The 21,143-nt window shown below is 71.3% G+C and carries 2 protein-coding genes; both read right to left on the bottom strand.

What is annotated here, in order from left to right; all coding sequences use genetic code 11:
- Positions 1-42 precede the first annotated feature (42 nt).
- Entirely contained in the window at positions 43-6,636 is a 6,594-nt protein-coding gene (locus CGL27_RS06565; RefSeq protein WP_119985215.1) for a type I polyketide synthase, read from the bottom strand.
- A gap of 47 nt (positions 6,637-6,683) precedes the next feature.
- Positions 6,684-21,128, bottom strand: a complete 14,445-nt coding sequence (locus tag CGL27_RS06560; protein WP_119985214.1) for a type I polyketide synthase — start codon at positions 21,126-21,128, stop codon at positions 6,684-6,686.
- Positions 21,129-21,143: the final 15 nt, after the last annotated feature.

The following is a 21,143-nucleotide window of genomic DNA, read 5'->3' as shown; positions in this document are numbered from 1 at the left end:
GCCCTGTTCGGGGTCCTGATTCAGCGGTCCTGATTCAGCGGTTCATCGGAGACTGTCGTCGGAGGGGACGGTCAGCTCGTTGTCGAGCGCCTGGAACAACTCCTCGTCGCTGGCCGACGCCAGATCCTCCTCGGCGGGGTCGTCGCCGTCGTCGCCCTGCCACGGGCCGTCCACCTTGCGCAGCAGTTCCCGTAGCCGCACCGCGATCCGGGCCCGCTGCTCGCGGTCGGCGATTCCACCAGTCAAGGCGGCGTCGAGGGCGTCGAGGCGGGTGAGGAGCGAGCCCCCCGGCGCCACTCCGGCCGGGACCAGGAGCTCCCGCAGCAGCCGTACCACCGCGCTGGGCGTGGGGTGGTCGAAGACCAGCGTGGCGGGCAGCCGCAGACCGGTGGCGGCTCCCAGCCGGTTCCGCAGCTCCACGGCGGTCAGCGAGTCGAAGCCCAGCTCCCGGAAGTTCTGGGCGGGGTGGATGGCATCCGCCGTGTCATGGCCCAGCACCGTCGCCGTGGCGTTGCGCACCAGCTTGAGCAGCGCCTGCTGCCGGTCCTCCTCGGACAGGGTGGCGAACGCCTCCGCCGGTGCCGCTCCGCCCGGGCCGGCGGCTCCGGTGGCCGCCTGCGGGGCGGCGCCGCGCACCAGGCTCCTGAAGAGGGGCGGCAGATCGTCGGCGTGGGCCTCCCGCCGCAGGGTGGCCAGGTCGAGCCGGATGGGCGCCAGGGCCGGAAGACCGCTGTCGAGGGCGATGTCGAGCAGTGCGAGACCCTGTTCGGTCTCCAGGCCCATCATCCCGGCCCGCGCCAGCCGCGCCCGGTCGGCGTCGGTCATCCCTCCGGTCATCCCGGTGGCCTGCGCCCAGTATCCCCAGGCCAGGGAGGTGGCGGGCAGGCCCTGGGCGTGACGGTGCGCGGCGAGCGCGTCCAGGAAGGCGTTGGCCGCCGCGTAGTTGCCCTGTCCCGCGGCGCCGAGCAGCCCGGCGGCCGCGGAGAACAACACGAACACCGACAGCCCCGCGTCGCGGGTGAGCTCATGCAGATTCCACGCCGCGTCGGCCTTGGCCCACAACACCTCATCGAGCTGATCGGGCGTGAGCGCCTCGACCGTGGCATCGCGCAGCAGCCCGGCGGCGTGGACGACGGCGGTGAGCGGATGGTGGTCGGGAACGGTCTCCAGCAGCTTGGCCAGGGCGGCCCGGTCGGCCGCGTCACACGCCGCGATGGAGACCCGCGCGCCGAGCCCGGTCAGTTCGGCCGCCAACTCTGTGGCCCCCGGGGCGTCGAGGCCCCGGCGGCTGATGAGCAGCAGCCGCCGTACGCCGTGCTGGGCCACCAGATGGCGGGCGGTGGCGGCGCCCAGGGTGCCCGTGCCACCGGTGATGAGCACGGTGCCCTCCGGGTCGAGGGCGGTGGGGAGCGTCAGCACGATCTTGCCGATATGGCGCGCCTGGCTGAAGTGGCGGAATGCCTCGGGAGCCCGGCGGATGTCCCACAGGGTGGTGGGCAACGGCCGCAGCGTCCCGTCCTCGAACAGGGCCGACAACTCGGCCAGCATCCGCTGGATACGGTCCGGGCCCGCGCCGCCGACCAGGTCGAACGCGCGGTAGACGACCCCCGGATAGCGGGCGCCGACCTCCTCGGGGTCGCGGACGTCGGTCCGGCCCATGTCGATGAAGCGACCGCCGGGCGCCAGCAGCCGCAAGGACGCGTCCACGAAGTCACCGGCCAGCGAATTGAGCACCACATCGATGGAACCCGCGGCGGCGCGGAACCCCTCCTCGAAGTCGAGAGTGCGAGAGGAGGCGATGTGACGGTCGTCGAATCCGCGCTCCCGCAGAGCATGCCACTTGGTGGGGCCCGCCGTGGCATACACATCGGCCCGCCAGTGGCGTGCCAACTGCAGGGCCGCCAGGCCCACCCCGCCGGTGGCCGCGTGCAACAGCAGCTTCTCCCCGGCCCGCAGCCCCGCGAGATCGGCGAGACCGTAGTAGGCCGTGAGAAAGGCGGACGGTGTGGTCGACGCCTGGGCGTACGACCACCCCGCCGGGATCCTGGTGATCATCCGGACATCGGTGACGACCAGCGGCCCGGTGCCGTTGAACAGACCCATCACCCGGTCGTCCACCGCGAACGCGTCCGTTTCCGGACCCACCTCGACGACCATGCCCGCACCGTCGCCACCCAGCGGCCTGGGATCCTCCACCATGCCCAGCGCCACGACGACGTCATGGAAGTTCACCCCGCCCGCCCGCAGCGCCACCCGGACCTCGCCACGGCCCAGCGGCCGGGTGTTGTCCGGGCAGTCGACCAGCGCGAGCTGGTCCAGGCTGCCGTGGCCGGTCAGCCCCAGACGCCACGCGGCCGACCCCTCCGGCGGGGTGAGTCGCTTGGCCGCGTCGTCGTGGACCAGCCGCGGGACGTACGCCACACCGTCGCGCAGCGCCAGTTGGGGCTCGCCCGAAGCCACGACGTCGGCCAAGGCGCCGAGCGAGGCGTCCCGTTCGTCGAGGTCGAGCAGCAGGACCCGGCCGGGGTTCTCCGACTGGGCGCTGCGCACCAGACCCCACACGGCCGAGGCGGGCAGATCGTGGACATCGTCATGGCTCTGTGGGGCGACCGCTCCACGGGTGACCACGGCCAGCCGGGCGTCGGCGAGTTCGGGGGCGGCGAGGAACTCGCGCAGCACCCCGAGGGCCTGCTTGCCGAGGTCATGGGTGTGCTCCACCGGATCGCCGCGCCCATCGGCGGGAGAGCCGAAGAAGGCGAACACCACATCGGGGGCCGGGGCCCCGTCCGCCACGGCCGCCCGCACGGCGGCGAGATCCGGAAGGCCAGTGGCGCCGGGCAGCGCATCGGCCAGGGGGCCGCCGTCCGGACCGATCACGGCCGAACGGCACGTGGGGGCGGACTCGGCCGGTGTCAGCCGTGTCCAGGCGACCTGGAACAGCGCGTTCCTGCTCGCCGCACGGGCCCGTCCCAACTGCCCGTCCGGCACCGGGCGCAGGATCAGATCGTCCACGACGGCCACCGCGGCGCCGGTCGGATCGGCCGCGAACAGCGTGAGCCGGTCCGGTGCCGTCGGGGTGATGCGGATCCGCAGGGTGTCCGCCCCGGTGGCGCGCAGCCGCAGCCCGCTCCAGGTGAACGGGAGCAGGACCCGGTGCGCGTCCTCGGAGTCGGGGGCGACGTCCAGGGCCCGGGCGTGCAGCGCGGCGTCGAAGAGGGCGGGATGGATGCCGTACGCCGCCGCGCCGTCGCGCTCCCCTTCGGGCAGGGACACCTCGGCGTAGACGGCGCCGTCCAGCCGCCAGGCGGCGATGAGGCCCTGGAAGGACGGTCCGTAGTGGTAGCCGTGGTCGGCGAGCTGCCGGTAGAAGTCCTCGACGGGGAGCGGTGTGGCCCCGGGAGGTGGCCAGGCGCCCTCCAGGGCCGGGGAGTCGGCCGCGGACGAGATGGCGAGCGCCCCGGTGGCATGCCGGATCCAGGCCGCGTCGCCCGTGTCGGCCGCCGGACGGGAATGCACGGTGATCGGACGCTCCCCGGTGTGATCGGGAGCGGACACGGCGATCTGCACATCGACCGCCTCACCCTGCGGAATCACCAGGGGCGCGTGCAGGGTCAGCTCCGACACCTGGTCACAGCCGGTCCGCGCGGCGGCGTGCAGGGCGAGCTCGGCGAAGGCGGTGCCCGGTAGCAGGACGGTGTCCAGGACGCGGTGGTCGTTCAGCCAGGGGTGGGTCCGCGGCGACAGCCGGCCGGTCAGCACATGCGCTCCGCCCTCCGCGAGTTCCACGGCGGCGCCGAGCAGCGGATGACCGGCGGGCCCCAGCCCGAGGTCGCCCGGGTCACCGCTGTGGCCACCCCGCCCGTCCAGCCAGTAGCGCCGTCGCTGGAAGGCGTAGGTGGGCAGGTCGATGGCGCGGGGTGCGGGGTCGGCGGGGAACCAGCGGGTCCAGTCGACCGCGACTCCCGCGGTGAACGCCTGTGCCACCGATCGCATCAACTGGGCATGGTCGCCGTGGTCCCGTCGCAGAGTCGGCACCGCGGCCGCGGGAACACCGGCTTCCTCGAAGGTCTCCTGCATGCCGATGGTGAGGACGGGGTGGGTGCTGGCTTCGATGAATACGCGGTGGCCGTCGTTGAGGAGTGCTTGTACGGCGTCGGCGAACCGTACTTGTTCGCGGAGGTTGGTGACCCAGTAGTCGGTGTCGAGTCCGCTGGTGTCCATGCGGGCGCCGGTGACGGTCGAGTAGAACGTCACCTCGGCCTGGACGGGTTCAATCCCCGACAGCACCACCCTCAGCTCATCCGCGATCTCGTCCACCTGGGCGCTGTGGGAGGCGTAGTCGACGTCGATGAGACGGGCCCGGCGGCCTGTCTTCTCGCATGCGGCAACCGCGTGGGCGACCTGCTCCGGTGGTCCGGATACGACGACGGATCCGGGGCCGTTGACGGCGGCGATGCCGACTTGGTGGGCTGCTTCGCCGAGGCCGGTGAGGAACTCTCGGGCGTGGTGGTGGTTCATGGTGAGGGAGGCCATGGCGCCGTGGCCGGTGAGGCGGCGGAGGGCGTGGGCGCGGAGGGCGACGATGCGGGCGCCTTCGTCGAGGGAGAGTGCTCCGGCGACGCAGGCGGCGGCGATTTCGCCTTGGCTGTGGCCGACGACGGCGGTGGGGGTGAGGCCGTGGTGGTCCCATACGGCGGCGAGGGAGACCATGACGGCCCATAGGACGGGTTGGACGACGTCGACGCGGGCGAGGTCGGCGGCGTTGACGCCGCCGCGTAGGACGTCGGTGAGGGACCAGTCGACGTGGGGGGTGAGGGCTTGTTCGCATTCGGTGATGCGGGTGGCGAAGGGGGGTGAGGTGTCGAGGAGTCCGGCGCCCATGCCGAGCCATTGTGAGCCTTGGCCGGGGAAGACCAGGACCGGTCCCATGGTGCCTGGGGTGGCGGTGGTGTCGGGTTCGATGAGGGTGGGGTGGGTGTGGCCGGTGGCCAGGGCGTTGAGTCCGGCCAGGAGTTGGTCGCGGTGTTGGCCGATGATGACGGCGCGGTGGTCGAAGACGGACCGGGTGCTGATCAGCGACCAGCCGATGTCCGACGGTGTGACTTCGGGGTTGGCGGTCACTCGTTCGGCCAGTGCCGCGGCCTGGCCGCGTAACGCCTCACGGCCACGTCCGGACACCACCCATGGCACTACACCACCCGCCGCAACACCGCCCGGTGAGGTGTCCGGTGCGAGGGTGGCCTCGGCCGGTTCGGGGGCCTGCTCAAGGATCAGATGGGCGTTCGTACCGGAGATACCGAACGCCGACACACCGGCCCGGCGCGGACGCTCCCCACGTGGCCAGGGCACCGGCTCGGTCAGCAGCCGCACCGCACCCGACGCCCAGTCGGCATGGGGCGTCGGCTCGTCGATGTGCAGCGAGGCGGGCAGCAGCTCATGCCGCATCGCCATCACCATCTTGATCACACTGGCCGCACCGGCGGCGGCCTGGGTGTGCCCCAGGTTGGACTTGATCGAGCCGAGCCACAGCGGCCCGTCCTCCGGCCTGCCCTGGCCGTATGTGGCCAGCAGCGCCTGCGCCTCGATCGGATCGCCGAGCGTGGTCCCGGTGCCGTGTCCGTCGACCGCGTCCACCTCGGCGGCGGACAGCCGCGCGTTGGCCAGCGCCTGCCGGATCACCCTTTGCTGGGAGGGCCCGTTGGGCGCCGTAAGACCGTTGCTTGCGCCGTCCTGATTGACCGCCGAACCCCGGATCACCCCGAGAATACGGCGGTTGCGGCGCTGCGCCTCACACAGGCGCTCCAGGACGATCAACCCGGCGCCCTCGCCCCATCCGGTGCCGTCGGCGGCCGCCGCGAACGGCTTGCAACGGCCGTCCGGGGCCATGCCACGCTGACGGGAGAACTCGATGAACGCGCCGGGCGTCGCCATCACGGCCACCCCGCCGGCCAGGGCCAGATCGCATTCGCCGTGGCGCAACGCCTGAGAGGCCAGGTGGATGGCGACCAGCGATGAGGAACACGCGGTGTCCACCGTGACCGCCGGACCCTCGAGGCCGAGCGAGTACGCGACGCGGCCGGACACCACACTGCCGAGGTTCCCGGCGCCGACGTAGCCTTCCACCTCGCTGGTGATGTTGCCGATGACCGACAGATAGTCATGCGAACCCACCCCGGCGAACACCCCGGTGTTACTGCCGCTCAGCGACTTCCGATTGAGCCCGGCGCGTTCGAACGCCTCCCACGCGGTCTCCAGCAGCAGCCGCTGCTGAGGGTCCATGGCCTGGGCCTCGCGGGGGCTGATGTCGAAGAAGGCCGCGTCGAATTCGGTCGCGTCGTAGCAGAATCCGCCCTGGTCCACATAAGACTTCCCATAGCTTTCGGGGTCCGGGTCGAACAGCTCCTCGGTGCCCCACCCCCGGTCCGTGGGAAAGCCGGAGACGGCGTCCTCCCCGTCCCGCACCAGTCGCCACAGCTCCTCCGGCGACCGCACGCCCCCCGGATAGCGGCAGGCCATGCCCACGATCGCGAGGGGCTCCGGCTCGGCGGACTCGGCCTCCCGCAGACGCTCACGGGTCTGGCGCAACTCGGCCGTGACCCACTTGAGGTGGTCGAGCAGCTTCTCTTCGTTCGACATCTAGCGGAGGCTCCTTGGCGCGTCGCGGAGGATGGGGGTCATCGGGCTCACGACTTTCCGAACTCGTCGGAGATGAGGTCGAAGATGTCTTCTGCCGTCGCCGTCTCGAGCTCGCTGTGGGCCGCGGAACGCTCCGTTTCCCGTTCCGTGTCGCTCCACTTGGCCAGCAGCAGCCGAAGTCGCCCCGTGATCCGCCGACGGGCCGCCTCGTCCACCGTCGAGGGCGCCGAGACCGCGTCCCACCGGTCGAGCTCCGACAGCAGATGTCCCTCGGAGCTCAGCTCCCCCTCGACGAGCCGCTCGCGCAGAAAGTCGGCCAGCTCCTTGGGGGTGGGGTGGTCGAAGACCAGGGTGGGCGGAAGATCGAGACCGGTGGCGGCGGAGAGCCGATGCCCGAACTCGACGGCCGTGAGGGAGTCGAATCCCAGCTCCTGGAACGGCTGGGCGGGTGGAACGGCATCGATGGTGGGGTGGCCGAGGATCGCCGCGGCATGCGTCTGGATGTGATGGAGGAGAAGCTGATGCTGCTGGGTGGGGGTGCCGGTGGCCAGCTGCCGCTGAAGCGAGCTGCTCACGACCGCGGCGTCGTCCGGGGCGGCATCGGCGCCTGGCGACGCGGCGGCGGCCAGGTCGGACAGCAGCGGGCTGGGCCGCTGTGCGGTGAAACCGGCCGGGAACCTCTCCCAGTCGATGTCCGCGATGGTGACCGTGGTGTCGCCGTGGTCGAGGGAGTGCTGGAGCGAGGCGATGGCCAGATCGGTGTCCAGGGGACGCATCCCGCGCCGGCGGTAGTACTCGACGACGGCCTCGTCGGCGGCCATGCCCGCATCGCTCCACGGTGCCCAGGCGAGGCTGGTGGCGGGGAGTCCCCGGGCGCGGCGGTGCTCGGCGAGGGCGTCGAGATAGGCGTTGGCGGCGGCGTAGGAGGGCTGTCGGCTCCCGCCCCACGCGGCCGCGCCGGACGAGAAGAGCACGAAGGCGCTGAGGTCGAGATCCTCGGTGAGTTCATGGAGAAGGGCGGCCGCGAGCGCCTTGGGCCGCAGCACCGCCTCGATCCCCGGCAGATCCACCTCGGCGAGCGGGGTGTTCTCCGCGACCCCGGCGGCGTGGATGACGGCGGTGAGGGGGTGTTGGTCGGGGATGGTGTCGAGGAGGTGTTGGAGTGCGGTGCGGTCGGTGACGTCGCATGCGGTGATGGTGACGGTGGTGCCCAGGGTGGTGAGTTCTTGGGCGAGTTGGGTGGCGCCGGGGGCGTCGGGTCCGGAGCGGCTGATGAGGTGGAGGTGGGGTGCGCCGTGGCGGGCGAGCCAGCGGGCGACATGGGCGCCGAGACCGCCGGTGCCGCCGGTGATCAGGGTCGTCCCGGTGGGGCGCCATGCGGTGGGTGCGGTGTCCGGGCAGGCGGCGCGATCAAGGCGGCGGGCCAGGGCGGTGGAGCGGATCGCGACCTGATCCTCGGGCTGCCCGGGCACCAGCACGGCGGCGATACGGGCGGCGGTGCGGGTGTCCACGACGGCCGGGAGGTCGATGAGACCGCCCCAGAGATGCGGGTGTTCCAGCGCCGCGACCCGGCCCATACCCCAGATCTGGGCCTGGTGCGGATGGGGGAGCGGATCGGTGGCGACGGCGGCCACCGCACCCTGAGTGACGCACCACAGGGGCGCGCCCAGCGCCGTCCGGCTGAGGGCCTGGACAAGCGCGGCCGTCGCGGCCAGGCCGAGAGGGACGGCCGGGTGGTCGGGGTGGGGCGTCTGGTCGAGTGCGAGCAGACTCAGAACGCCCTCGGGTGTGCTGCCGTCGGGCAGATGCGAGACCAGTGGGGCAAGGGCATCGCGCCGGGCGTCCGCGCCATCGACCGACAGAAGCTCATGGGCCGCGCCATGGGCGTCGAGCGCCTGGACGGCGGCGTGGACGGCAGGGTGGTCCTCCAGCCCTGAGGGGACGAGCAGCAGCCAGGTCCCGCTGAGCGTTGGCGCGGTGGCGGGGTCCTGCAACTGCCTCCACGCGACGCGATAGCGCCAGGAGTCGATGGTGGATCGTTCGCGGTGTCGACGCCGCCAGGTCGACAGTACGGGGAGCGCGGGCAGCAGGGCGTCGACGCCGGGGCTGTCCTTCTCCAGCCGGAGTGTGCTGGTGAGGGCATCGACGTCGAGCTCCTCGATGGCGTCCCAGAGCCTGGCCTCGGCCGGGTCATGGCCGTTGGCATGAGCGTTGGCGCGCGGAGCGGGCGGGGCGAGCCAGTAGTGCTGGTGTTGGAAGGCGTAGGTGGGGAGGTCGATGGTGCGGGGGGTGGGGGTGGCGGGGTACCAACTGGTCCAGTCGACTTCGACACCGGCGGTGTGGAGTTGGGCGAGGGTGTGGGTGAGGGCCTGTGTGTCGGGCCGCTTATGGGTGAGGGTGGATGTGGTCAGGGGTGTTGGGCGGGCGGTGGGGTTTTCGGTGGTGTGGTGGTGGAGGGTGTGGTGGGTTGCGGTGGTGAGAATGGGGTCGGGGCCGAGTTCGAGGTAGGTGTTGGTGTGGGGTGCGGTGTGGGTGATGGCGGGGTGGAAGTGGACGGGTTGGCGGATGTGTTGGGTCCAGTAGTCGGGGGTGGTGATGTGGTTGTCGGCTGGTTGTCCGGTGAGGTTGCTGATGAGGGGGATGGTGGGTGGGTGGTAGGTGAGCCTGCTGATTGCCTCCTTGAAGGGCTCGAGGATGGGTTCCATCAAGGGGGAGTGGAAGGCGTGGCTGACTGTCAGTGTCTTGGTCTTACGGCCCTTGGCTGCCCAGGAGTTGCTGATGTCGGTGACGAGGTCGATCGGTCCGGAGATGACGGTGTTGCCGGGGGTGTTGAGGGCGGCGATGCCCATTTGGCCGTCGTATCGGGCTAGGTCTTCGGTGAGTTCGTCGGGGGTGGCGGCGATGGTGGCCATGCCTCCGCCCTCTGGGAGTCCTCCCATGAGGGTGGCGCGGGCGGCGACGAGGTGGCAGGCGTCGGGGAGGTCGAAGACTCCGGCGATGTGGGCGGCGGCGATCTCGCCGATGGAGTGTCCGATGACGGCGTCGGGGCGTACGCCGACCGAGTCGAGCAGTCGTGCCAGGGCGATGTGCAGGGCGAACAGTCCGGCCTGGGCGTAGGTGGTGTGGTCCAGCAGTGCCGCCTCTGCGGGGTTTTGGCTGAAGACCAGCTCCCGCAGTGGGTGCTCCAGATGCGGATCGAGAAGGCCGCAGACCTCGTCGAAGGCTTCGGCGAAGACGGGGAAGCGGTCGTAGAGTTCGGCGCCCATGCCGGGGCGCTGGCTGCCCTGCCCGCTGAAGAGGAACACCGTTTGGCCGGTCGCCTCGGGGGTCTCTCCGGGGTGCACCAGACTCTGATGTGGTTCCCCGGCGGCCAGTGCCTCCAGCCCCGCCACCAGTTCGTCGCGATCCTGGCCGATGACCACAGCCCTCTGGTCGAAGAGCGTCCTCGTCCGCAGCAGTGACCAGCCCACCTCGGCCGGTGTCACCTCGGGGTCGCTGCTGATGTGCCCGGTCAAGGCTCGCGCCTGGCCCCGCAGAGCCGCCTCGCTCTGTGCGGAGATCACCCACGGAGCCACCCCGGCGACGTTCGATACCGGGGCGGGCTCGATCGGCTCTGGGGCCTGCTCAAGGATGAGATGGGCGTTCGTACCGGAGATGCCGAAGGAGGAGACCCCCGCCCGCCGGGGCCGTTCGCCCTGGGGCCATGGGACGGGTTCGGTGAGCAGGCTCAGGTCGCCCGCGTTCCAGTCGACATGGGGTGTCGGTTCGTCGATGTGCAGTGAGGCGGGCAGCACTCCATGCCGCATCGCCATCACCATCTTGATGACCCCGGCCACGCCGGCGGCGGCCTGGGTGTGGCCGATGTTGGACTTGATGGAGCCGAGCCACAGCGGACGTCCCTCGTCCCGCTCCTGCCCGTACGTGGCCAGCAGCGCCTGCGCCTCGATCGGGTCACCCAGCGTCGTGCCCGTTCCGTGCGCCTCCACCGCGTCCACCTCGGACGGTGACAGCCGGGCGTTGGCGAGCGCCTGCCGGATCACCCGCTGCTGCGACGGCCCGTTCGGCGCGGTCAGGCCGTTGCTGGTGCCATCCTGGTTGACCGCCGAGCCACGGACGACAGCCATCACCCGGTGGCCGTTGCGCCGCGCGTCCGACAGCCGTTCCAGCAGTACGAGACCGGCGCCCTCGCCCCACACCATGCCGTCCGCCGCTGCCGCGAACGGCTTGCAGCGCGCGTCGGGCGCCAGACCGCGCTGGCGGGAGAACTCGATGAACGCGCCCGGGGTGGCCATCACCGTCACGCCGCCCGCCAGGGCCATCGTGCATTCGCCCTGCCGCAGCGACTGGGCCGCCAGATGCATGGCCACCAGCGAGGACGAGCACGCCGTGTCCACCGTCACCGCAGGGCCCTCGAGACCGAACGAGTACGCCACCCGGCCGGATACCACGCTGCCGATATTGCCCGTGGCGACATAGCCTTCGACGTCGCTCGCCGTATCGCCGGTGAGGGACAGATAGTCCTGCGATGTCACCCCCGCGAACACTCCCGTGTTGCTGCCCGCGAGGGTGTCCCGGTCCAGGCCCGCGTTCTCGAAGGTCTCCCAGGCGGTTTCCAGAAGCAGGCGCTGCTGGGGGTCCATGGCGACCGCCTCGCGCGGGCTGATGCCGAAGAACCCGGGATCGAACTCGGCCGCCTGATAGAGGAAACCGCCCTCCCGGACATAGCTCGTCCCCGCGCGGTCGGGGTCGGGGTCGTAGAGCGCGTTCAGATCCCAGTTGCGGTCGGTGGGCATCTCCGCGATGGCATCGCGATGGGCGGCGACCAGGTCCCACAGGTCCTTCGGGGAGTGCGCGTCGCCGGGGTAGCGGCAGGCCATGCCGACGATCGCGATCGGCTCGTCCTGGGCGGCCGTGGTGGGGCTGTGAGCGGCGACGGCGATCTGCTGGCCCGTGAGTTCGGCGCGCAGGTACGTCGCGAGGGCGTTGGGTGTGGGGTGGTCGAAGACGAGCGCGGGCGCGAGATCGATTCCGGTGGCGGTGGCGAGCTGGTTGCGCAGCTCCACGGCGGTCAGGGAGTCGAACCCGAGCTCCTGGAACGGCTGGCCGGGCGGAATGGCGTCCGGCCCGGAATGGCCCAGGATCGCGGCCGCGAGGGACTGGATTCGTTCGAGCAGGAGTTGGTGCTGCTGCTCGGGGGTGCCGGCCGAGAGCCGCTGCTGGAGGGAGGTGCCGGTGGAGGGGTCCGTGGACGCGCTGCTGGTTCGCTCGGTCGGGTTCTCGGCGGCCGTAGTCAGGTCGTCGAGCAGCGGACTGGGCCGCTGGGCGGTGAAGGCCGCCGGGAACTTCTCCCAGTCGATGTCCGCCACGGTGATCGTGGTGTCACGGTGGTCCAGGGCGTGTTGCAGCGATGCCACGGCCAGTTCGGGGCTCAGCGGAGACAGCCCACGTCGGCCGTAGAACGCGAGCGCCGTCTCGTCGGCGGCCATGCCCGCGTCGCCCCATGGGCCCCAGGCGAGGCTCGTGGCGGGGAGCCCCCGGGCGCGGCGGTGCTCGGCGAGGGCGTCGAGATAGGTGTTCGCGGCGGCGTAGGCGCCTTGCCGACTGCCGCCCCACGCGGCCGCGCCGGACGAGAAGAGCACGAAAGCGCTGAGGTCGAACCCCTGCGTCAGCTCATGCAGATGAGCGGCGGCCAGGGCCTTGGGCCCGAGCACATGCTGCAGTCGCTCCGGCCCCAGATCGGCGATGAGCTCGGTGTCCGACGTTCCGGCGGCGTGGATGACGGCGGTGAGGGGGTGTTGGTCGGGGATGGTGTCGAGGAGGTGTTGGAGTGCGGTGCGGTCGGAGGCGTCGCATGCGGTGATGGTGACGGTGGTGCCCAGGGTGGTGAGTTCTTGGGCGAGTTGGGTGGCGCCGGGGGCGTCGGGTCCGGAGCGGCTGATGAGGTGGAGGTGGGGTGCGCCGTGGCGGGCGAGCCAGCGGGCGACATGGGCGCCGAGACCGCCGGTGCCGCCGGTGATGAGTGTGGTACCCGTGGGCTGCCAGGTAATGGGGGCAGCGGTGGGGGCAACGGCCCTCCGGAGGCGCCGGGCGTAGCTGCCGGTGGCGCGGATGGCGGACTGGTCCTCCGGTCGGCCGGGGGTGAGCAGGGCGGCCAGACGGTCGGAGGTGTGGTGGTCGATGACGGTCGGGAGGTCGATCAGGCCACCCCAGCGGCGAGGGTGTTCCAGGGCCGCGGCGCGGCCCAGTCCCCATGTCTGAGCCTGCCGCGGGCTCGGGAGCGGATCGCCGGGACCGGTGGCGACGGCGCCCTGGGTGAGGCACCACAGGGGTGCCGGGATCTCGGCGTCGCCGAGGGCCTGGACGAGCACGGTGGTCGCGGCCAGCCCGGAGGGCACGGCGGCGTATGTGGGGTGCGGCTCCTCGTCGAGGGCGAGCAGGCTCAGCACTCCGGAGGGTTCGCCCTCCGCGGTCAGGCGGGTGAGGTGGTCCGCCAACGCGTCGCGATCGACGGTGTGGGAGTCGAGCACATGGCGGCGCGGGGTGGCGCCGTGGGCGGTCAGGGCCTCCTCGGCGGTTGCCACGGCAGGATGGTCGGATTGACCGGCGGGGACGATCAGCAGCCAGGCGCCGGCGAGGGCCGGAGGCGCGGACGGCGCGGAGAGGCGCTTCCAGGTGGTCTGATATCGCCAGGAGTTGATGACCGACTGCTCCCGGTGATGCCGCCGCCAAGCGGAGAGCGTCGGGAGAACAGCGCCCAGCATGGGCTGCTGGTCCGCCGGTGAATCAATGGTCGCCGCCAGGGCTTCCAGATCCTCGCGCTCCACTGCCTCCCAGAACTTCCTGTCGACCAGAGCCGCCTCGGTGGGCGTCGGGTCCGAGGAGGAAGCCGACGACAGCCAGTAGTGCTGGTGTTGGAAGGCGTAGGTGGGGAGGTCGATGGTGCGGGGGGTGGGGGTGGCGGGGTACCAGCTGGTCCAGTCGACTTCGACACCGGCGGTGTGGAGTTGGGCGAGGGTGTGGGTGAGGGCCTGTGTGTCGGGTTGCTTGCGGGTGAGGGTGGATGTGGTCAGGGGTGTTGGGCGGGCGGTGGGGTTTTCGGTGGTGTGGTGGTGGAGGGTGTGGTGGGTTGCGGTGGTGAGAATGGGGTCGGGGCCGAGTTCGAGGTAGGTGTTGGTGTGGGGTGCGGTGTGGGTGATGGCGGGGTGGAAGTGGACGGGTTGGCGGATGTGTTGGGTCCAGTAGTCGGGGGTGGTGATGTGGTTGTCGGCTGGTTGTCCGGTGAGGTTGCTGATGAGGGGGATGGTGGGTGGGTGGTAGGTGAGCCTGCTGATTGCCTCCTTGAAGGGCTCGAGGATGGGTTCCATCAAGGGGGAGTGGAAGGCGTGGCTGACTGTCAGTGTCTTGGTCTTACGGCCCTTGGCTGCCCAGGAGTTGCTGATGTCGGTGACGAGGTCGATCGGTCCGGAGATGACGGTGTTGCCGGGGGTGTTGAGGGCGGCGATGCCCATTTGGCCGTCGTATCGGGCTAGGTCTTCGGTGAGTTCGTCGGGGGTGGCGGCGATGGTGGCCATGCCTCCGCCCTCTGGGAGTCCTCCCATGAGGGTGGCGCGGGCGGCGACGAGGTGGCAGGCGTCGGGGAGGTCGAAGACTCCGGCGATGTGGGCGGCGGCGATCTCGCCGATGGAGTGTCCGATGACGGCGTCGGGGCGTACGCCGACCGAGTCGAGCAGTCGTGCCAGGGCGATGTGCAGGGCGAACAGTCCGGCCTGGGCGTAGGTGGTGTGGTCCAGCAACCCGGCACGCTCCGCGTCGGGGTCGAAGACCACCTGCCGTAGGGGGTGTTCCAGGTGGGGATCGAGAAGGCCGCAGACCTCGTCGAAGGCTTCGGCGAAGACGGGGAGGTGGTCGTACAGTTCGGCGCCCATGCCGGGGCGCTGGCTGCCCTGTCCGCTGAAGAGGAACACTGTCTGCCCGGTCGCATCGCCAGTCGTCTCCCCTGGCCCCACCAGGCCCGGATGCGGCTCTCCGGCGGCCAGTGCCTCAAGTCCCGCCACCAGCTCCGCACGGTCCTGGCCGATCACCACGGCCCGCTGGTCGAAGAGTGTTCTGGTCCGCAGCAGGGACCAGCCCACCTCCGCAGCGCTCACCCCCGGGTCGGCGTTCACGCGTGTGGCCAGCGCCCGGGCCTGGCCCCGTAGTGCCTCCGTACCGCGCGCCGACACCACCCACGGCACCGGCCCGCCCACCGGCTCCACCGCGACGGCTTCGACCGCCACCGGCTCCTCGGGGGCCTGCTCCACGATGACATGCGCATTGGTCCCACTGATGCCGAAGGAGGAGACCCCTGCCCGGCGTGGATGTTCGTCCCGTGGCCACTCCCGCGCCTCGGTCAGCAGGTGGACATCGCCCGCGTTCCAGTCCACATGGGGTGTCGGTTCGTCGATGTGCAGTGAGACGGGCAGCACCCCGTGGCGCATCGCCATCACCATCTTGATGACACCGGCCACGCCGGCGGCGGCCTGGGTGTGGCCGATGTTGGACTTGATGGAGCCGAGCCACAGCGGACGTCCCTCGTCCCGTTCCTGCCCGTACGTGGCCAGCAGCGCCTGCGCCTCGATCGGATCGCCGAGCGTGGTCCCGGTGCCGTGCCCCTCCACCACATCGACCTCTGCTGGCGACAGCCGGGCGTTGGCGAGCGCCTGGCCGATGACCCGCTGCTGTGAGGGTCCGTTCGGTGCGGTCAGGCCGTTGCTGGTGCCGTCCTGGTTGACCGCGGAGCCCCGGAGGACGGCCAGCACGCGGTGGCCGTTGCGCCGCGCGTCCGAGAGCCGCTCCAGCAGCAGCAGCCCGGCACCCTCGCCCCAGCCGGTGCCGTCGGCCGCCGATGCGAACGGCTTGCACCGGCCGTCGGCCGCCAGACCGCGCTGGCGGGAGAACTCGATGAAGGTGGTCGGCGTGGCCATCACCGTCACGCCACCCGCCAGGGCCATCGTGCATTCGCCCTGCCGCAGCGACTGAGCCGCCAGATGCATGGCCACCAGCGAGGACGAGCACGCCGTGTCCACCGTCACCGCAGGGCCCTCGAGGCCGAACGCGTATGCCACCCGGCCGGACATGACACTCGGTGTACCGCCCGCGAGCAGATACCCCTCGACCTCCCGTGCCGAGGAGCTTCCGGAGGCGCCGTAGCCCTGATAGGTGCCGCCCGCGAAGACGCCGGTGACGCTTCCGGCGAGCGTGTCCCGGTCCAGGCCCGCGTTCTCGAAGGTCTCCCAGGCGGTTTCGAGGAGCAGGCGCTGCTGGGGGTCCATGGCGAGCGCTTCGCGCGGACTGATGCCGAAGAACGCCGCGTCGAACCCGGCCGCGTCGTGGAGGAAGCCGCCCTCGCGCGCATAGCTGGTGCCCAGACGCTCGGGGTCGGGGTCGAAGAGGGTGTTCAGATCCCAGTTACGGTCGGTGGGCATCTCCCCGACGGCGTCCCGACCCGCGGCGACCAGCTCCCACAGCTCCTCCGGTGAGCGCACGCCGCCCGGGTAGCGGCAGGCCATGCCGACGATCGCGATCGGCTCGTCGTCGGCGGCCGCGGACGCCGTATGGCTGGTGATGGCGGCCTTCTGACCCGTCAGTTCGGTGCCCAGATAGGTGGCGAGCGCATTCGGCGTCGGATGGTCGAAGACCAGCGCCGGGGCGAGCGGGAGGCCCGTGGTGGCGGCGAGCTGATTGCGCAGCTCAACCGCGGTGAGGGAGTCGAAACCCAGCTCCTGGAAGGGCTGCGCCGGGGGAATCGCGTCCAGACCGGAGTGGCCGAGGATCGTCGCGGCCAGGGTCTGGATATGGCGGACCAGGATCTGGTGCCGCTGTGCGGCCGGCGCCGCGCTGAGCTGCTGCCGCAACGGATTGTCGTCGGCGGTGTCCGTGGGCGTGGCGGGCTCCGCGCTCGACGGCATCAGACGGGCGAGGAACGGGCTCGGGCGCTGCGCGGTGAACGTACCGCCGAACCTCGCCCAGTCGACATCCGCGATCGTGACGGCGGTGTCGTGGTGTGTCAGGGCGTGATGCAACGACGCGATGGCGAGGTCGGTGGGGAGCGGCGAGAGACCGCGCCGCTTGAGGTGGGAGAGCGTGTGCTGGTCGGCCGCCATGCCCGCCTCGCCCCACGGGCCCCAGGCGAGGCTGGTGGCGGGCAGGCCCCGGGTGTGGCGGTGTTCGGCGAGCGCGTCCAGGTAGGTGTTCGCGGCGGCGTAGGCGGCCTGTTGTCCGCTGCCCCAGGTGGCGGCGTTCGACGAGAAGAGAACGAAGGCCGTCAGATCGAGGTGCTGGGTGAGGTCGTGCAGATGAGCGGCGGCCAGGGCCTTGGACCGCAGAACGGACTGCAACCGCCCGGGGTCCAGCTCGCTGATCTGCCCGAGTTCCATCGTGCCGGCGGTGTGGAAGACGGCGGTGAGGGGGTGTTCGGCGGGGACGGTGTCGATGAGCTGCCGGACCGCGTCGCGGTCGGAGGCGTCGCAGGCGGTGATGGTGACGTCTGTCCCCAGAGCGCTGAGCTCCTCGCTGAGCTCGGACGCGCCGGGCGCGTCGGGTCCGGAACGGCTGATGAGGTGGAGATGGGGCGCGCCCCGGTGGGCCAGCCAGCGGGCGATCTGGGCGCCGAGCCCCCCGGTGCCACCCGTGATGAGCGTGGTACCCGACGGCTCCCAGGGGGCGGGGGCGGGGGCGGGGTCGACGGCGGGCACACGGGTGAGGCGGCGCGCGTACGTTCCGGTGGTGCGGATGGCGGCCTGGTCCTCGGGCTGCCCGGATACGAGAAGGGCTGCCAGCCGACCCGCGGTGTGGTGGGTCATGGTGGCGGGCAGATCGATGAGTCCGCCCCAGCGCTGCGGATGTTCCAGCGCGGCCACGCGGCCGAACCCCCAGATCTGCGACTGCTCGGGATGGGGGAGGAGGTCGCTGCGACCGGTGGCCACGGCGCCCTGCGTAACGCACCACAGGGGCGCGCTGATGTCGGCGTCACCGAGAGCCTGGAGGAGAGCGACGGTGGCGCCGAGCCCGGCGGACACCGCGGAGTGGCCGACGAGCGGTTCCTGGTCGAGGGCGAGCAGACTGATGACTCCGGCGGGCTGGGACTCCTCGGTCAGCCGACCGAGGCGCTCGCGGAGCGCGGCGCGGTCGACGTCATGAGCGTCGACCGCCAACGGGAGCGCCGTGGCGCCGTGCGCCCGCAGCGCCTGGACGGTGACCCGGACCGTCGCGTGCTCCTCCTGCCCGGCAGGGACGACCATCAGCCAGGTGCCCGTCAGGGCCGGTGTGGCCGCGTCGGGGAGCTGTTGCCAAGTGGCCCGGTAGCGCCAGGAGTCGATGGTGGAGCGTTCACGGTGCTGACGCCGCCAGGCGGACAGCACGGGGAGCGCGGGCAGCAGGGCGTCGATGCCGGGGCTGCCCTTCTCCAGTTGGAGCGTGCTGGTGAGGGTGTCGACGTCGAGCTCTTCGATGGCATGCCAGAGCTGCGCCTCGGCCGGGTCCTCCGCAGTCCCCTCGAAGCTCGTACGGGCGGCGGGCGGGGCCAGCCAGAAGCGCTGGTGCTGGAAGGCATACGTCGGCAACCCGACCACCTGGGGCGCCGGTTCGACGGGGAACCGACTGGTCCAGTCGACTTCGACACCGGCGGTGTGCAGCCGGGCGAGGGCGTGGGTGAGGGCCTGTCCCTCGGGCTGCTTGCGGGTGAGGGCGGACGTGATCAGCGGTGTCGGCCGGTCGGTGGCGTTGTTCTGCTCGCTATTGGTCGTGGTGTGGTGGTGGAGGGTGTGCTGGGTTGCCGTGGCGAGAACGGGGTCGGGGCCGAGTTCGAGGTAGGTGCTGGTGTGGGGTGCGGTGTGGGTGATGGCGGGGTGGAAGTGGACGGGTTGGCGGATGTGCTGGGTCCAGTAGTCGGGCGTCGCGATGTGGTTGTCGGCTGGTTGTCCGGTGAGGTTGCTGATGAGGGGGATGGTGGGCGGGTGGTAGGTCAGCCTGCTGATTGCCTCCTTGAAGGGCTCGAGGATGGGGTCCATCAAGGGGGAGTGGAAGGCGTGGCTGACCGTGAGGGTGCGCGTTTTGCGGCCACGTTCGGCCCAGGAGTTGCTGATGTCGGTGACGAGGTCGATCGGGCCGGAGATGACGGTGTTGCCGGGGGTGTTGAGGGCGGCGATGCCCACGTGGCCGTCGTATCGGGCCAGGTCTTCGGTGAGTTCGTCGGGGGTGGCGGCGATGGTGGCCATGCCTCCGCCCTCGGGAAGCCCACCCATCAGGGTGGCGCGGGTGGCGACGAGGTGGCAGGCGTCGGGGAGGTCGAAGACTCCGGCGATGTGGGCGGCGGCGATCTCGCCGATGGAGTGTCCGATGACGGCGTCGGGGCGTACTCCGACCGAGTCGAGCAGTCGTGCCAGGGCGATGTGCAGGGCGAACAGTCCGGCCTGGGCGTAGGTGGTGTGGTCCAGCAGCGCCGCGTCTGCGGGGTCGCGGCTGAAAACCAGCTCCCGCAGCGGGTGCTCCAGATGCGGATCAAGAAGACCGCAGACCTCATCGAAAGCCGCCGCGAAGACGGGGAAGCGGTCGTAGAGTTCGGCGCCCATCCCGGGGCGCTGACTGCCCTGCCCGCTGAAGAGGAACACGGTCTGCCCGACGACGGCCTCGGCGGCCTGTCCGGAGTGCACCAGGCCCGGATGCGGCTTTCCGGCGGCCAGTGCCTCCAGTCCCGCCACCAGCTCCGCACGGTCCTGGCCGATCACCACGGCCCGGTGGTCGAAGAGTGTTCTGGTCCGCAGCAGGGACCAGCCCACCTCCGCAGCGCTCACCCCCGGGTCGGCGTTCACGCGTGTGGCCAGCGCCCGGGCCTGGCCCCGTAGCGCCTCCGTACCGCGCGCCGACACCACCCACGGCACCGGCCCGCCCACCGGCTCCACCGCGACCGCAACCGGCTCCACCGCGACCGCAACGGGCTCCGCCTCTGCGGCCACCGGTTCCACCGCCACCGGCTCCGCCTCGGCGGCCACCAGTACCCCCGCCACCGGCTCCGCCCCGGCGGCCACCGGCTCCGCCCCGAGGCCCCCGAGCGCCGTCTCGGCCTCCTCGGGGGCCTGCTCCAGGATCAGATGGGCGTTCGTCCCGCTGATGCCGAACGAGGAGACCCCCGCCCGGCGTGGATGTTCGCCCTGCGGCCACTCCCGCGCCTCGGTCAGCAGATGGACATCGCCCGCGTTCCAGTCCACATGGGGTGTCGGCTCGTCGATATGCAGCGAGGCGGGCAGCACCCCATGCCGCATCGCCATCACCATCTTGATGACCCCGGCCGCACCCGCCGCCATCTGCGCATGCCCGATGTTGGACTTGATGGACCCCAGCCACAGCGGACGTCCCTCGTCCCGCTCCTGCCCGTAGGTGGCCAGCAGCGCCTGCGCCTCGATCGGGTCACCCAGCGTGGTCCCCGTGCCATGCGCCTCGACCGCGTCCACCTCGGACGGTGACAGCCGGGCGTTGGCGAGCGCCTGCCGGATCACCCGCTGCTGCGACGGCCCGTTCGGCGCGGTCAGGCCGTTACTGGCGCCGTCCTGGTTGACCGCCGTGCCCCGGATCACGGCCAGCACCTGGTGGCCGTTGCGGCGCGCGTCCGACAGCCGCTCCAGCAGCAGGACGCCCACGCCTTCGGCCAGTGTCATACCGTCGCTGTTGGCCGAGAACGCCTTGGACCTGCCGTCCGGGGCGAGCCCTCGTAGCTCGCTGAAGCCGATGAACGGCGCCGTGGAGGACATCACGGCGACGCCCCCGGCCAGCGCCATATCGCATTCGCCCTGCCGGATCGCCTGGCAGGCCAGATGCATGGCGACCAGGGAGGAGGAGCACGCGGTGTCCACCGTCACCGCGGCGCCCTCCAGACCGAGGGTGTACGCCACCCGGCCGGACACCACACTGGCGGAGTTGCCGATGGTGAAGTAGCCGGCCGAGCCCTCGGGCACCTGGGAGGCGTCGGAGCAGTAGTCGAGGTGATCGCAGCCGATGAAGGTGCCCGTCCGGCTGCCACGCAGCGACTCCGGATCGACACCGGCGTGCTCGATGGCCTCCCAGGACGCCTCCAGGGCCAGCCGCTGCTGCGGGGCCATCCCGAGAGCCTCGCGGGGGCTGATGCCGAAGAACGTGGCGTCGAATCCCGCGGGGTCGTCGATGAAGCCGCCCTCACGCGTATAACTCGTCCCCGGGTGCTCCGGGTCGGGATGGAAGAGATTCTCCAGATCCCAATTGCGGTCGGTGGGGAGCTCCGAGATGGCGTCCCGCTCGGTGGCGACCAGTTCCCACAGCTCTTCGGGGGACCGTACGCCTCCGGGAAAGCGGCAGGACATTCCCACGATCGCGACCGGCTCATGCCCCGCGGACTCGACATCCTTGAGACGGCGCTGGGTCTGACGGAGATCCGCCGTCACCCGCTTCAGATAGTCGAGCAGCTTCTCTTCATTGCTCGCCATGGTCGGCCACCCCCA

The organism is Streptomyces sp. 11-1-2 (assembly GCF_003595545.1).
Taxonomy (GTDB): Bacteria; Actinomycetota; Actinomycetes; order Streptomycetales; family Streptomycetaceae; genus Streptomyces; species Streptomyces hygroscopicus_B.
Note: the sequence above shows the minus strand (reverse complement) of the source record. Positions and strands in the feature narration are given on the sequence as shown.

Coding starts and splice junctions, on each gene's coding strand:
- CGL27_RS06565 (WP_119985215.1), bottom strand. CDS start 6,636: ATGTCGAACGAAGAGAAGCTGCTCGACCACCTCAAGTGGGTCACGGCC.
- CGL27_RS06560 (WP_119985214.1), bottom strand. CDS start 21,128: ATGGCGAGCAATGAAGAGAAGCTGCTCGACTATCTGAAGCGGGTGACG.